General features: G+C 58.9%; 13 protein-coding genes. 7 read left to right on the forward strand and 6 right to left on the reverse strand.

Features of this window, described 5'->3' with window-relative positions; translation table 11 throughout:
• Window positions 1-25 precede the first annotated feature (25 nt).
• The 3 genes from ACEN9A_RS24625 to ACEN9A_RS24635 all read left to right on the forward strand — a co-directional run bounded on the left by ACEN9A_RS24625 (window position 26) and on the right by ACEN9A_RS24635 (window position 2,894).
• Complete coding sequence (locus tag ACEN9A_RS24625) at window positions 26-973, forward strand: ornithine cyclodeaminase family protein (protein WP_258671105.1); 948 nt, start codon at window positions 26-28, stop codon at window positions 971-973.
• A 58-nt stretch (window positions 974-1,031) separates the two neighbouring features.
• Window positions 1,032-2,159, forward strand: coding sequence for an NAD(P)/FAD-dependent oxidoreductase (locus ACEN9A_RS24630; RefSeq protein ID WP_258671106.1), 1,128 nt, complete (start codon window positions 1,032-1,034; stop codon window positions 2,157-2,159).
• A gap of 93 nt (window positions 2,160-2,252) precedes the next feature.
• Complete coding sequence (locus tag ACEN9A_RS24635) at window positions 2,253-2,894, forward strand: helix-turn-helix transcriptional regulator (protein ID WP_018927115.1); 642 nt, start codon at window positions 2,253-2,255, stop codon at window positions 2,892-2,894.
• Window positions 2,895-2,977: 83 nt separating this feature from the next.
• On the opposite strand, the gene ACEN9A_RS24640 is transcribed toward ACEN9A_RS24635, so the two are convergent.
• The 6 genes from ACEN9A_RS24640 to ACEN9A_RS24665 form a co-directional block, all read right to left on the reverse strand.
• Window positions 2,978-3,754 carry an ABC transporter substrate-binding protein gene (locus ACEN9A_RS24640; RefSeq protein ID WP_258671107.1) on the reverse strand — a complete coding sequence of 259 codons (777 nt, stop codon included), beginning with the start codon at window positions 3,752-3,754 and terminating at the stop codon, window positions 2,978-2,980.
• A gap of 238 nt (window positions 3,755-3,992) precedes the next feature.
• Window positions 3,993-4,445 carry a molybdopterin synthase catalytic subunit MoaE gene (moaE, locus tag ACEN9A_RS24645; RefSeq protein WP_018927117.1) on the reverse strand — a complete coding sequence of 151 codons (453 nt, stop codon included), beginning with the start codon at window positions 4,443-4,445 and terminating at the stop codon, window positions 3,993-3,995.
• Window positions 4,446-4,448: 3 nt separating this feature from the next.
• Window positions 4,449-4,691, reverse strand: coding sequence for a molybdopterin converting factor subunit 1 (gene moaD, locus ACEN9A_RS24650; RefSeq protein WP_018927118.1), 243 nt, complete (start codon window positions 4,689-4,691; stop codon window positions 4,449-4,451).
• Window positions 4,688-5,161 carry a cyclic pyranopterin monophosphate synthase MoaC gene (moaC, locus tag ACEN9A_RS24655; protein WP_258671108.1) on the reverse strand — a complete coding sequence of 158 codons (474 nt, stop codon included), beginning with the start codon at window positions 5,159-5,161 and terminating at the stop codon, window positions 4,688-4,690. The genes moaD and moaC overlap by 4 nt, the downstream gene beginning before the upstream one ends.
• A 146-nt stretch (window positions 5,162-5,307) precedes the next feature.
• Window positions 5,308-6,699: a PhoH family protein gene (locus ACEN9A_RS24660; RefSeq protein WP_258671109.1), complete on the reverse strand. Its 1,392-nt coding sequence runs from the start codon at window positions 6,697-6,699 to the stop codon at window positions 5,308-5,310.
• A gap of 335 nt (window positions 6,700-7,034) precedes the next feature.
• Complete coding sequence (locus ACEN9A_RS24665; protein WP_258671110.1) at window positions 7,035-8,159, reverse strand: polysaccharide deacetylase family protein; 1,125 nt, start codon at window positions 8,157-8,159, stop codon at window positions 7,035-7,037.
• 232 nt (window positions 8,160-8,391) lie between these two features.
• Here ACEN9A_RS24665 and yaaA point away from each other — a divergent pair, with 232 nt between their 5' ends.
• The 4 genes from yaaA (at window position 8,392) to ACEN9A_RS24685 (ending at window position 14,209) form a co-directional block, all read left to right on the forward strand.
• Complete coding sequence (gene yaaA / locus ACEN9A_RS24670; protein WP_019647726.1) at window positions 8,392-9,171, forward strand: peroxide stress protein YaaA; 780 nt, start codon at window positions 8,392-8,394, stop codon at window positions 9,169-9,171.
• Between the two features lie 835 nt (window positions 9,172-10,006).
• Window positions 10,007-11,323, forward strand: a complete 1,317-nt coding sequence (locus ACEN9A_RS24675) for a nucleotide sugar dehydrogenase (RefSeq protein WP_019647725.1) — start codon at window positions 10,007-10,009, stop codon at window positions 11,321-11,323.
• A 199-nt stretch (window positions 11,324-11,522) separates the two neighbouring features.
• Window positions 11,523-13,004 (forward strand): mannuronan synthase, encoded by a 1,482-nt coding sequence (gene alg8 / locus ACEN9A_RS24680; RefSeq protein ID WP_371929186.1) that lies wholly within the window; start codon window positions 11,523-11,525, stop codon window positions 13,002-13,004.
• Between the two features lie 35 nt (window positions 13,005-13,039).
• A complete protein-coding gene (locus ACEN9A_RS24685; RefSeq protein WP_019647723.1) occupies window positions 13,040-14,209 on the forward strand; it encodes an alginate biosynthesis protein Alg44 in 1,170 nt (389 codons plus the stop codon).
• The last annotated feature ends 8 nt before the right edge of the window (window positions 14,210-14,217 follow it).

A 14,217-nucleotide genomic window follows, 5' to 3' on the forward strand; every position in this document is an offset into this window, starting at 1 on the left:
TTACTTTCAGCACCCGGAGCCGACCATGCCCAGCACGCCTTACGTGATTACCCAACCCCAGGCCCGCGAACTGCTGGCGCAAGTCGACGTGCCGCAGATCCTGCGCAAGCTGTTCCGCGACCTGGCCGCCGGGCAAGCCGTGCAACCGGCGCAGCAGTTAGTGGAGTTCCCGAAAGGTGCCGGGGACTTCATCAACTACTTGGGCGTGCTGGCTGAAGACGGCGTGTATGGCGTCAAGACATCGCCCTACATCGTGCGTGAGCAAGGCCCATTGGTGACCGCCTGGACGCTGTTGATGTCGATGCAGACCGGCCAGCCGCTGCTGCTCTGCGATGCCGGTGAACTGACCACGGCACGCACCGCAGCGACGACGGCGGTGGCGGTCGATGCCCTCGCCCCGCTCAAGGCCCAACGCCTGGCAATCATCGGCAGCGGCAAGGTGGCCCAGGCGCACCTGCACTATGTGAAGAACCTGCGAGACTGGCAAAGCATCAGCCTGTATTCGCCGAGTCTGCGCGGCAAGAACACCGAAGCGTTGGCGCAACTCGAAAGCCTCGATCCACGACTGACCCTCGCCGACAGTTGCGACAACGCGATACAAGACGCCGACGTGATCATGCTTTGTACTTCGTCCGCCGGCCCGGTGATCGACCCGTCCATGTTGAGCAAACCGGCACTGATCACGTCCATCAGCACCAATGCTCCGCGTGCCCATGAAGTGCCGCCGCAGAGCCTCAATGACATGCAGGTATTCTGCGACTATCGCCAGACCACCCCGGGCTCGGCCGGCGAAATGCTGATCGCCGGTGAACAGCATGGCTGGGACAAGCGCTCGATAGTCGGCGACCTGCCCGACTTGCTCAGCGGAAAAGTGCAGCGCCCGGACTACGACCGACCTGTGTTTTTCCGCTCCATCGGCCTGGGCCTGGAAGACATCGCACTGGCCAATGCCATTTACCACTTGCAGCAATAACACCACGCCCTCCGGGTCATCGATAACAATGGCATTTACGCCCCATCAGGAGACGTTCATGAGCCAGGCAGATTTCATCATTATCGGCGGCGGGATTGCCGGTGCTTCCACCGGTTTCTGGCTGTCGCAGCACGGACGGGTGATTGTGCTCGAGCGCGAATCCCATCCGGCCTATCACTCCACCGGACGCTCGGCGGCGCTCTACACCGCCGCCTACGGCACGCCCCAGGTTCGGGCATTGACCCTGGCCAGCCGCGATTTCTTCGATTCACCACCGCCCGGTTTCTGCGAACACCCGTTGCTGACCCCGCGCGGTGAGATGACCGTCGACTTCACTGGCGATCCGGCCGAGCTGAACAATCAATACCTGAGCGCCAAAGCCACCGTGCCGCAGATGCAACTGCTCAGCGCCGACGAAGCCTTTGCGCGTCTGCCGATCCTGCGTCGGGAAAAAGTCCATGGCGCGATCTACGACCCGACCGCCAGCGACATCGATACCGATGCCCTGCACCAAGGCTATCTGCGCGGTATCCGGCGCAATAAAGGCGAGGTGCATACCGACAGTGAAGTTCTGAGCCTGACCCGGGATGCCGAAGGGCTGTGGCAGGTTCAAACCGCCACTCAGACCTTCAGCGCCCCGATCATCATCAATGCCGCCGGCGCCTGGGCCGACAAGGTTGGCGAGCTGGCCGGGGCACGGCCTCTGGGCCTGCAACCCAAGCGTCGGGCAGCCTTTATCTTCGCCGGCCCCGAGGGCCTGGATAGCCATGACTGGCCAATGCTGGTCAGTCTCGATGAATCGTTCTACATGAAACCCGACGCCGGCATGTTCCTCGGCTCACCGGCCAACGCCGACCCGGTGGAGCCGCACGACGTGCAGCCCGAAGAACTGGACATCGCCATGGGCATCTACCAGATCGAAGAGGCCACCACCCTGACCATCCGCCGCCCGACCCGCACCTGGGCCGGCTTGCGCAGTTTCGTGCACGACGGGGATTTGCTGTCCGGCTTCGATCAACGCGTACCGGGCCTGTTCTGGGTGGCGGGACAAGGTGGCTACGGCATCCAGACGTCACCGGCCATGGGCCAGGCCAGTGCTGCACTGGTACGCGGCGAAACCTTGCCCGAACAGCTCACCCGTTTCGGTCTGGACGCCGCGATGCTCTCCCCCGCCCGCCTGGGTTGATCCTGATCCTCAGGTGACGTGCCCACACGATTGCGGCAAACTTCCAGTGCCCCTTTTTAAAGGGGCACTGACGCTGGCCTGGAGTTCCACTGTATGAACGCACCTGAAAAAAACTCGGCCCTGGACAATGTGTCCATGGACAACTTCCGCGCGATTGCCGATGCCATCGCCACGTTGTTCTTCCCTCACGCCGAGGTGGTGCTGCACGACCTGCGCACGCAAAAGGTCGATTACATCGCCAACAACCTGTCCAAACGGGAAATCGGTGACGACTCGTCGCTGGAGGACATGCTCAGCGAAGAGGTCAGTGAACGAAACATCGGGCCGTACGAAAAGCTCAACTGGGACGGCCAGAAGATTCGCAGCCTCAGCAGCGTGCTGCGCGACAGCGAAGGGCAACCGCTGGCAGTGCTGTGCATCAACCTGAATATCTCGTTGTTCGAGAACGCGAAAGCGGCGCTGGATTTGTTCCTGTCGCCGACCAAGCTGATTCCGCAACCGGATTCACTGTTTCGCGATGACTGGCAGGAACGGATCAACACTTTTCTGCATGCCTGGCTGCGCGAGCGCCAGTTGAGCCTGAATGTGCTGACCCGCGACCACAAACGCGAACTGGTGCTGGCGCTGCACGCCGAAGGCGCCTTCAAAGGCAAAAGCGCCTCCAACTACGTGGCCAATGTGCTGAACATGGGCCGGGCGACGGTGTACAAGCATTTGAAGGAATTGAAGGGCTGAAAATCAAAAGATCGCAGGCTGAGCCAGCTCCAGAGAAATGTGGTCCTCTTTAGGAGCTGCCGAAGGCTGCGATCTTTTTCCGATCAATCGCCGTAGATGTCGGACTTGAAGTATTTCTCCGAAATCTTCTGGTATTCGCCACTGGCGCGAATGCCGTCGATGGCCGCGTTCAGCTCACTGACCAACTCGGTGTTGCCCTTGCGCACGGCAATCCCGGCGCCCTCACCCACGAATTTCGGATCCTTGAGTTCCGGCCCGACAAAGGCGTAACCCTTGCCGCGCGGCATGGACAGGAAATCACTCAATGGAATGGTGTCGGCAAAAATGGCATCGAGGCGACCGGCAGCCAGGTCCATGTAGATTTCTTCGTTGTTGCCGTAACGCTTGACGTTGATGCCCTTCGGTTCGAAAACCTCGGTGGCGTAACGGTCGGTAGTGGTTGCGCGTTGTACGCCGACTGTCTTGCCCTTGAGGCTGGCGTACTGGTCATCGACCGCCGCGCCTTCCTTCATCACCAGTCGCGATGAGGTGAAATAGTACTTGTGGGTGAAATCCACCGACTTCTTACGGTCTTCATTGATGGTCATGGACGACAGCGCCATGTCGATTTTCTTCACTTTCAGGGAAGGAATCAGACCGTCGAATTCGCCTTCGACCCACACACACTTGACCTTCATCTGCGCGCACAGGGCGTTGCCGATGTCGTAGTCGAAACCGACAATTTCACCTTTGTCGGTTTTCGATGCGAACGGCGGATAGGCCGCTTCAATACCGATGCGCAGGCTTTTCTCGGCAGCGAACACGCTACTGCACGCCAACAGGCTCAGGGCCAGACCGGTGATGAGGGGGAATTTCTTCATGTTCGTTCTCTCGCGGGTTGTTGTTGGTTTGGCAAGACAGAAGAAAAAGCTGAAACAGGGAACGCCTTTTTTGTACTTATAAATCCATACTGGACTTTTATGTATTAACCGTCAATCGGGCGCATACAGATCTTCCAGCCTCTGGTCGGGAGGGGAATCAGTGGATTTTTGGGTGATGCAGAAGGCCTCTTCGCGGACAAGTCGGACCGCGAAGGCGTATTCGAAAGCACTAGAGGAATTACTGCTTCCAGCGATCCGCCGCCGCATGATCGCTGTCACGCCCTTCAACCCAGCGCGCGCCATCACTGGTGTTTTCTTTCTTCCAGAATGGCGCGCGGGTTTTCAGGTAGTCCATGACAAAGGCGCAGGCATCGAACGCTGCCTGACGGTGCGCGCTGGCGGCACCGACGAAGACGATCGGCTCGCCCGGCTCCAGCGCGCCGATGCGATGCAGCACTTCCAGCTTCAACAGCGGCCAGCGCTGCTCGGCCTCCGCGGCAATCTTGCCCAGGGCTTTTTCGGTCATGCCCGGGTAGTGCTCCAGAAACATCCCGGCGACATCGAGGCCGTCATTGAAGTCGCGTACGTAGCCGACAAAACTCACCACCGCACCGACGCCCACATTGGCCGCATGCATGGCGTTGACTTCAGCGCCCGGATCGAACGGCGTGGGCTGCACACGAATCGCCATGGCTCAGCCCCCGGTCACGGTTGGAAAGAAAGCCACTTCATCGCCATCGCCGACCGGCTCATCGAGCTGGCAGAGGTCTTCATTGCGGGCGCACATCAGGTTCTGCTCGCTCAACACCTCGGCGCCTTCACGTTGGGCCAGCAGTGCACGCACATCGTCGACCGTGGCGAAATCACCTTCTACCTTTACCGAATCCACGCCGAGCGCCTCACGGTAACGGGCAAAAAACTTCACGGTCACGTTCATGGCTGCTCCGCCTGAAAATGGCCGCTCTTGCCGCCGAGTTTTTCCAGCAGCCGCACGCTCTCGATGGTCATGCCGCGGTCCACGGCCTTGCACATGTCATAGATGGTCAACGCCGCGACACTGGCGGCGGTCAGCGCTTCCATCTCGACGCCGGTCTGCCCGGACAACTTGCAGCGCGCCACGATGCGCACGGTGTCGTCGCCTTCGGCAGTGAGTTCGACCTTGACGCCGGTGAGCATCAACGGATGGCACAGAGGAATCAGATCGCTGGTTTTCTTCGCCGCCTGGATACCGGCGATCCGCGCCACGGCGAACACATCACCCTTGGGATGGCCGCCGCTGACGATCAATTGCAGGGTTTCGGGCAGCATGCGCACCAGCGCTTGGGCCGTCGCTTCGCGGAACGTCACGGCTTTTTCGGTGACGTCGACCATATTGGCGCGACCTTGGGAATCGAGATGAGTCAGCACAGCGTTACTCCTGATCAGGAGCATCGATTGTAAACCTGCGGGTCAATTTTCCGCACGCTCGATTATCGAATCACGCTCCCACAGGATTTTTTGTCGAGCACAAAAAAACCGGGCGACTTTGAGGTCGCCCGGTTCTGTGGTGAGGGTTACAGATGCGATTCGGCGTATTCGGCCAGAATCGAACGTGGCACCCCTTGCAGGGTGATGTGTACACCGTTGGGGAAGTCTTTGAAGCGTTCGGTCAGGTACGTCAGCCCGGAGCTGGTCGCGGACAGGTAAGGGGTGTCGATCTGCGCCAGGTTGCCCAGGCACACCACTTTGGAACCGGCGCCAGCACGGGTGATGATGGTTTTCATCTGGTGCGGCGTGAGGTTCTGGCATTCATCGATCAGGATCAGACTCTGCTGGAAGCTACGGCCTCGAATGTAGTTGAGGGATTTGAACTGCAACGGCACTTTGCTGAGGATGTAGTCGACGCTGCCATGGGTGTTTTCGTCATCCATGTGCAAGGCTTCGAGGTTGTCGGTGATGGCGCCCAGCCAAGGCTCCATCTTTTCCGCTTCGGTGCCGGGCAGGAAACCGATTTCCTGATCGAGCCCCTGCACGCTGCGAGTGGCAATGATGCGCCGGTAGCGCTTGCTGACCATGGTCTGCTCGATGGCCGCTGCCAGGGCCAGGATGGTTTTGCCGGAACCGGCCGCGCCGGACAGGTTCACCAGATGAATGTCCGGATCGAGCAAGGCGTACAGCGCCAGGCTTTGATAGATGTCACGTGGTTTCAGGCCCCAGGCTTCCTGGTGCAACAGAGGCTCCTGATGCAGGTCGAGGATCAATAACTTGTCGACCTGGATTTCCTTGATCCAGCCGACAAAGCCCTGTTCGTCGATGATGAACTCGTTAACGTGCACGGCAGGCAGGTTGTCGATCAGCTGCACCTGATGCCAGGTGCGACCATGATCCTGCCGGGTTTCGACTTTACTCACCCGGTCCCAGAAGGAGCCGGTCATGTTGTGGTAACCGTTGGGCAGCAACGAAACGTCGTCGACCAGTTGGTCGGTACTGTAGTCCTCGGCCGCGATCCCACAAGCCCGGGCCTTGAGGCGCATGTTGATATCTTTTGTGACCAGCACCACGGGCAGTTTTGCATCACGCGCGCGCCGGTCGATCAGCTGGTTGATGATGATGTTGTCGTTCAGGTGCTCGGGCAGAATGATGTTCGGCTCGGCACGCTTGCTCATCAGAATTGACAGCAAGCCCTTGGGCCCACCCTTGCCACGCTGGATCGGAACGCCGAGTTCGACGTCTTCGGGGCTGGCATCGCCCAGGGTCTTGTCGATCAGCCGAATGGCCTGACGGCATTCCGCTGCAACGCTATGAGGCCCGCTCTTGAGCTTGTCCAGCTCTTCAAGCACGGTCATCGGGATCGCGACGTGGTGTTCTTCGAAGTTAAGCAGGGCGTTTGGATCGTGAATCAATACGTTGGTATCGAGTACATAAAGGATTGGCTGGTTGGAAGGGCTACGTCCGTGATCATCCATACTCGGTCACCTTTGTGGGAGCCAGTCGACGCAATACCATGACAGTGCTGCGCCTCGAAGTGGCCACCGAAATCACCTGCTCAGACTCAAGTGATTGCAACCCAAACGGAGTCTTGGAAGACGCCACCTGTGTTGCAGGTTTCGGCGGTCTGTCTTCGTAATACTCCAAAACACATGACAGAAAAAAGCACTTTGACGTTTTTTTGAAGTTTATTTTTCAGAATGACCAATAGCACTTGGCGGACTGCCAGCACCCCGCTAAAGTCGGAAGTCCGCCTGCATCGAAATCTCCTCCAAAAACGTCCCTGCCCCAATGTTTACGGGCTTTCCCCGTTTCAGCGAAACGCGTCCTGACAGTTTTCCCAACCGATCCCGCTTGGCGCCGTTTGCGTGATGAGCCAAGGTATCGCGGTTTTCAGCGCGTCCTGCTTCACATTGAAGTTGATCACCCCGTGCCGCCACAGCAGCATCAGGGTCAGCACCCGTTGCGCACTCTGGCTGCCCTTGAGCTTGCCGGCGCCGTCCTGGGCATCGATGTCCCACAATGCCACCTGCAAACCCTGAGACCTGAAGAAGCCTTCAGCATCGGACCGACGCTGGCCATCGGGCGGACGAAACAGCGGCACGTAATTCTCCGGCAGCTTGCCCTTGACCAGCTCGGCGCTGCGCCGCACCGAGTCCTGCCAGTCTTGCCAGTGGCTGTGGGAACGGAACTCCCAACCCTGCACACCAACGCATTGCTGCGAATAGGTCCCTTGCAGGCTGGTCGCCGAACCTTCTGCCAGACGGGCCTGGATGTCCTTGCCGAGGACGAAGAACGTCGCGCTCATGTTCGATTTGCGCAGGTACTCGGTGACCCAGGCAGTGTTATCCGGCACGGCATTGGCGGCGCTGTCGAAAGTCAGCAGGAACAGGCGATCATTCATGGCATCGCCATTGCGCTCATAGTCGCCAAAACGATCGACTTCGCTGCTGGTCTGCGGGAACAGCGCGGCCTTGCGCAATTGCTCATCGAGGTACTGGGCGTGGAACAACCGGCTCGGCTCGGCCCACTTGATGTAGTAGCTGTCGTTGCTGATCTGAAACTTGGCCGCTTGCTCTCGCAAGGTATCCATGTCCTCGACCAGGAAACAGAAAGAGGCATCCTGATCGCAACTCTGCTGGGCGAAGTTGTAGTTGCTCAGCAACCGCTGCCACATGCGCTGGCGCAGCTGGTTGACCGACTCCAGATTGACGGTGCGCAGGCCCAGGCGTTGAGCCAGGCTCGCTTCATCGAGCGATTCGCTGGCGAGCAGGACGCGGGCGAACATGAGGATTTCGGCCCGGGAGGCAACGTCGAACAGGGTCGGGTTGCTGAGCTGCTCAGGCCAGGTGCTTCGATCCAGCGTCGCCACATCGCCCGGCGTCGCCTGGGCGCCGAAGCTCAACAGTGTGGCGAAGAATAGAAAAACGATACGCAATGGGATGTCTCCATAACAAAACCCGCGCGGCACTATATCCCGAGAAGATCAAAAGATCGCAGCCTCGCTTCGCTCGACAGCTCCTACAGATGCCGGTGCACCGTAGGAGCTGTCGAGCGAAGCGAGGCTGCGATCTTGTTCCGTGACACCACCGATCACCTATGACACCCATAGCTGGAGTCAACACAGACAACCCCCTAGAATCGCCCCCACGATTAAAGGAGCCGACTTCATGCTGATGGTGATTTCCCCCGCCAAGACCCTCGATTACGAAACACCGCCGGCGACCCAGCGCTTCACTCAGCCGCAATACCTCGACCACTCCCAGGAACTGATCCTGCAACTGCGCGACCTGACGCCGGCGCAGATCAGCGAGCTGATGCACGTCTCCGACAAGATTGGCGGCCTCAATGCCGCACGTTTCGGCAGCTGGACCCCGGCCTTCACCCCTGCCAACGCCAAGCAGGCCTTGCTGGCATTCAAGGGTGACGTGTACACCGGCCTGAATGCACAAACCTTCAGCGAAGCCGACTTCGATTACGCCCAGCAGCACTTGCGCATGCTCTCCGGCCTGTACGGCTTGCTGCGCCCTCTGGACCTGATGCAACCCTATCGGCTGGAGATGGGCACCAAGCTGGCCAATGCCCGTGGCAAGGATCTGTATGCCTTCTGGGGCACGCGGATCAGCGAATGGCTGAACGAAGCGCTGGCCGATCAAGGCGACGATGTGCTGCTGAACCTGGCCTCCAACGAATACTTCTCGGCGGTCAAACGCAGCGCCTTGAACGCACGCATCATCAATACCGAGTTCAAGGACTTGAAGAACGGCCAGTACAAAATCATCAGCTTCTACGCGAAAAAGGCCCGCGGGATGATGAGCCGCTTCGTCATTGAAGAACGCATCAATGACCCGGTCGCCCTCAAGCAGTTCGATGTTCAGGGTTATCGCTACAGCAGCGAACAGTCTAAACCGGACAATCTGGTGTTCCTGCGCGATCACGCACCGGAGTAACCAGACCCGCACTCAATTCGCGCACGACATCAACAACTTCGTCGTGCGCTACCCCTTCGATCCTCGAACAATCCCCGCCCTTTTCGCCGACTTATTGGCGCCAAAAAACAAGCACTCGATTTTCTAACTTTTGTTTCACTCGACTTTGCTGATTTTTTTCAGTAGTGGCACTGAAATTTTTTGTCAGTAGTGGCAAAAAAGTACCCAAGGCAATAATCACCCTATATATAAAGGGCGAAACGGCAAGTGCTATCAATATGAAAGCAGTGCCATCTTTTTCAATATTTCAAGAAATTTCAGAAATCGCGATGGGCGGACTGGAACTATGTCCAAATGCGCCGCTCATACCACCCGTAACGATTCTCTCGGCGAACGTACGAGATAACTTACACAGAGAAGCGATCCCGATAGCGAAGTTGTCACACTAACTTTAACTTATGGATCACTTGTTTGGGCAACACATGAAGGACAGGAGATAACGTACCATTAATATCCCCTACAAGGCCACGGCTGCGCCCCTATAAACGTGCTCACCCGAGCACCCAACCGCTTGATTTACGGGCTTCTGGCCTGGCATTGAGCGCGCAAGACCTTTGCACGAACGTCCTCTGATTAGAGGGTCGGCTGCATAACAGGGCACGTCATAACAATAAGGCCTGGTTGCGCACATCTTGAGTGCACTTATTTAGACACTCGGAACTTAGTATGCCTGCACCCGGCATTGTGACGCCTTTAAGGCCGCACTTGCGAGTGCACTATGACCGCTGAACACCATTAACTCCGGCCATGTAATGGCTTGTTGAATACAGTCTTGATTAACTGAGAGGTAAATGCGATGCGCATCAGCATATTTGGTTTGGGTTACGTCGGTGCAGTCTGTGCCGGTTGCCTGTCTGCACGGGGCCATGACGTCGTTGGCGTCGATGTTGCCAAAGACAAGATCGATATGATCAACGCCGGTCGTTCGCCGATCGTTGAACCCGGTCTGGGCGAACTTCTGAAACAGGGCATCGAGACTGGCCGTCTGCGCGGCACGACCAACTTCGCCGAGGCGATTCGCGACACCGACCTGTCGATGATCTGCGTCGGCACGCCGAGCAAAAAGAACGGCGACCTGGAACTGAACTACATCGAGGCCGTGTGCCGCGAAATCGGTTTTGTTCTGCGTGACAAATCCACCCGCCACACCATCGTCGTGCGCAGCACCGTGTTGCCGGGCACCGTGGCAAACGTGGTCATCCCGATTCTCGAAGACTGCTCCGGCAAGAAAGCAGGCGTCGACTTCGGCGTTGCCGTGAACCCTGAGTTCCTGCGTGAAAGCACCGCGATCGCCGACTACGACCAGCCGCCAATGACCGTCATCGGCGAGTTCGACAAGGCTTCGGGCGACGTTCTGCAATCGCTGTACGAAGAACTCGACGCACCGATCATCCGCAAGGACATCGCCGTTGCCGAGATGATCAAGTACACCTGCAACGTGTGGCACGCCACCAAGGTGACCTTCGCCAACGAGATCGGCAACATCGCCAAGGCTGTCGGCGTTGACGGTCGTGAAGTGATGGAAGTGGTCTGCCAGGACAAGGCATTGAACCTGTCCCAGTACTACATGCGTCCTGGCTTCGCATTCGGCGGCTCCTGCCTGCCGAAAGACGTGCGCGCCCTGACCTACCGCGCCAGTTCCCTGGACGTCGAAGCACCGCTGCTCAACTCGCTGATGCGCAGTAACGAGTCCCAGGTGCAGAACGCGTTCGACATCGTCTCCAGCCACGACAAACGCAAAGTCGCCCTGCTGGGCCTGAGCTTCAAGGCCGGCACCGACGACCTGCGCGAAAGCCCGCTGGTCGATCTGGCGGAAATGCTGATCGGCAAGGGCTACGACCTGAGCATCTACGACAGCAACGTCGAGTACGCCCGTGTCCACGGTGCGAACAAGGATTACATCGAGTCGAAGATCCCTCACGTCTCGTCCTTGCTCAACTCGGACTTCGACGACGTGATCAACAACTCCGACGTGATCATCCTCGGTAACCGTGACGAGAAATTCCGCGCCCTGGTCAAGGACGTTCCGCACGGCAAGCAAGTGATCGACCTGGTCGGCTTCATGTCTCAAGCCACCAGCGTCAGCGGTCGCGCCGAAGGCATCTGCTGGTAACACGTCTGTAGGAGCTGTCGAGTGCAACGAGGCTGCGATCTTTCCCAGCTCACTTGAATCCCAAGCGAAAGATCAAAAGATCGCAGGCTTCGCCAGCTCCTATAGGGATTCTGGCGTTATCCAAACCGGGTGGCGCCAGTTTTCACAAGCCTGCCTTAACCCAATCGGGCTCCGCCCGAGATCGAGACGGATGCAGATTATGCACAGGCTAAAGCACGGCCTACTTCAGGCCGCCGGTTGGCTGTTTTACCTAAGTTTATTGATGGGCATCGCCATTGCGTTGCCTGTGTCCACGTTCGACTCCGAGTCGAAGGACTTCATTTTCCTGGTCGGTATCGTCGGTATCTGGCGCTACTCGATGGGTGCCACGCACTTTCTGCGCGGCATGCTGTTTCTGTACGTGGTCTACCCGCACCTGCGGCGCAAAGTGCGCAAGCTGGGTAAAGCGGCAGACCCCTCCCATGTGTTCCTGATGGTCACCAGCTTCCGTATCGACGCGCTGACCACCGCGCAGGTCTACAGCTCGGTGATCCGCGAGGCCATCGACTGCGGCCTGCCGACCACCGTGGTGTGCTCCATCGTCGAAATGTCCGATGAGCTGCTGGTCAAGAGCCTCTGGAAACGCATGAACCCACCCGCGAGCGTCAAGCTCGACTTCGTGCGCATTCCCGGCACCGGTAAGCGCGATGGCCTGGCCTACGGTTTCCGCGCCATCTCCCGCCACCTGCCGGACGACCGTGCCGTGGTTGCAGTGATCGATGGCGACACCGTGCTGGCCGAAGGCGTCGTGCTCAAGACCGTGCCGTGGTTCCAGCTGTTCGGCAATGTCGGCGGCCTGACCACCAACGAGTTCTGCGAAGTGCGCGGCGGCTACATCATGAGCGAATGGCACAAACTGCGATTCGCCCAGCGCCACATCAACATGTGCTCCATGGCCTTGTCCAAGCGCGTGTTGACCATGACCGGCCGGATGTCGGTGTTCCGCGCCACTGTGGTGACCAACCCGGACTTCATCGCTGACGTGGAAAGCGACTCGCTGCAACACTGGCGCCTGGGCCGCTTCAAGTTCCTGACCGGTGACGATAAGTCGAGCTGGTTCAGCCTGATGCGCCTGGGTTACGACACGTTCTACGTGCCCGACGCCGCGATCCATACCGTGGAACACCCGCCGGAAAAGAGCTTCATCAAGGCCAGTCGCAAACTGATGTTCCGCTGGTACGGCAACAACCTGCGGCAGAACTCCCGCGCCCTGGGCCTGGGGATGAAACGCCTCGGCCTGTTCACGTCAGTGGTGCTGTTCGATCAGCGCGTGTCGATGTGGACGTCCCTGCTGGGCCTGACCGTGGCGCTCATCGCCACCTTCAAGTACGGCACCGCGTTCATCCTGGTTTACCTGCTGTGGATCGGCATCACCCGTCTGATCCTGACGCTGCTGCTGTCCTGTTCCGGTCACCGGATCGGCCCGGCCTACCCGGCGATTCTCTATTACAACCAGATCGTCGGCGCGCTGGTGAAGATCTACGTGTTCTTCCGCCTCGACAAACAATCCTGGACTCGCCAGCCCACTTCTCTGACCCGTGATCTCGCCAGCTTTCAACGTTGGTTCAACACCTGGTCGTCTCGGACCATGACCTTCTCCGCCGGCAGCATCTTTGTCGCCGTGCTGCTGATGATGGTCTGACCGAACTCGCCTGAATTAACTAGGAAATCGCCCATATGAATACCGCCGTCAACAGCAACGTAGTGCACGAATCCGAAGCCCAGCGCCAACACGCCCGTGTGAAAATTCCGGCCAAGCTGCGTTTCTTCGGCCCTGACCGGACCCCGGTCGAAGCCCGGGTCATCGACCTTTCTGCAGGCGGCCTGGCGTTCAACGCCGGTCAGCTGCCGCTGAAAGTTGGCGATGTGCACAAGGCCCGCCTGCAATTCGTCATCGATAACCTTGGCCTGGCCATGGACGTGGAGTTGCAGATCCGCTCCGTCGACCGCCAGACCGGCCGCGTTGGTTGCCAGTTCCAGAACCTGGAACCACGGGACATTTCCACCCTGCGCCACCTGATCACCTCGCACCTGGCCGGCGACATCGTCAGCATCGGTGAAGTGCTGGCAACCCTGCAGCGCGACAACTTCACCAAGGCGCGCAAGGTCAAGGACGGCGGCCACGGCATGACCGCGCTCGGCCGCCTGAAAGCGGTGACCTTCAGCGCCGGCATCTTCGTGGTCGGCCTGGTAGCGTTCGGTTTCATTTTCAAATCGGTGTACGGCATGTACTTCGTCAGCCACGCCCAGGCCGGTTTGGTCAGCGTGCAAGGCATGAATATCACCATGCCGCGCGACGGCACCGTGCAGAGCCTGATCAAGGCTGACGGCGTTGCCGCCAAAGGCGCACCGCTGGCGACCTTCAGCACCAGCATGCTCGACGTGCTCAAGGGCCATCTGGACGAAAACCAACTGCAACCGTCCAAGGTTGAAGAGCTCTTCGGCAAGCAAATGACCGGCACCCTGACCTCCCCGTGCGATTGCACCGTGGCCCAGCAACTGGTGGCTAACGGTCAATACGCCAACAAAGGTGACGTGATCTTCCAACTGGTGCCACGCAATACCGAAGCCAACGTTGAAGCACGCTTCTCCTATCGCCAGTTCGGCGACGTGCGCCCAGGCACCTCGGTCAGCTTCCAGATCGCCGGCGAAGACCAGACTCGTACCGGCAAGATCGTCAGCAGCACCAGCCTGAAAAGCGAAGACCTGTCATCCGATATCCGCGTGCAGATCAAACCTGACGAGCCGCTGGACAGCGCACTCGCCGGTCGCCCGGCGGAAGTGAACAGCACCCGTGGCCCGAACCTGAACTGGCTGATCAACAAAGCCATGGCCGCCGGTCTTTAAAAGAGGAC

Source organism: Pseudomonas sp. Pseusp18 (assembly GCF_059506005.1).

Bases quoted from the DNA above. Each gene is read 5' to 3' on its own strand.
- yaaA (WP_019647726.1), top strand. From the start codon at position 8,392: ATGCTGATGGTGATTTCCCCCGCCAAGACCCTCGATTACGAAACACCG.
- moaD (WP_018927118.1), bottom strand. From the start codon at position 4,691: ATGAACGTGACCGTGAAGTTTTTTGCCCGTTACCGTGAGGCGCTCGGC.
- moaE (WP_018927117.1), bottom strand. From the start codon at position 4,445: ATGGCGATTCGTGTGCAGCCCACGCCGTTCGATCCGGGCGCTGAAGTC.
- ACEN9A_RS24660 (WP_258671109.1), bottom strand. From the start codon at position 6,699: ATGGATGATCACGGACGTAGCCCTTCCAACCAGCCAATCCTTTATGTA.
- ACEN9A_RS24675 (WP_019647725.1), top strand. From the start codon at position 10,007: ATGCGCATCAGCATATTTGGTTTGGGTTACGTCGGTGCAGTCTGTGCC.
- alg8 (WP_371929186.1), top strand. From the start codon at position 11,523: ATGCACAGGCTAAAGCACGGCCTACTTCAGGCCGCCGGTTGGCTGTTT.
- ACEN9A_RS24635 (WP_018927115.1), top strand. From the start codon at position 2,253: ATGAACGCACCTGAAAAAAACTCGGCCCTGGACAATGTGTCCATGGAC.
- ACEN9A_RS24630 (WP_258671106.1), top strand. From the start codon at position 1,032: ATGAGCCAGGCAGATTTCATCATTATCGGCGGCGGGATTGCCGGTGCT.
- ACEN9A_RS24625 (WP_258671105.1), top strand. From the start codon at position 26: ATGCCCAGCACGCCTTACGTGATTACCCAACCCCAGGCCCGCGAACTG.
- ACEN9A_RS24685 (WP_019647723.1), top strand. From the start codon at position 13,040: ATGAATACCGCCGTCAACAGCAACGTAGTGCACGAATCCGAAGCCCAG.
- ACEN9A_RS24640 (WP_258671107.1), bottom strand. From the start codon at position 3,754: ATGAAGAAATTCCCCCTCATCACCGGTCTGGCCCTGAGCCTGTTGGCG.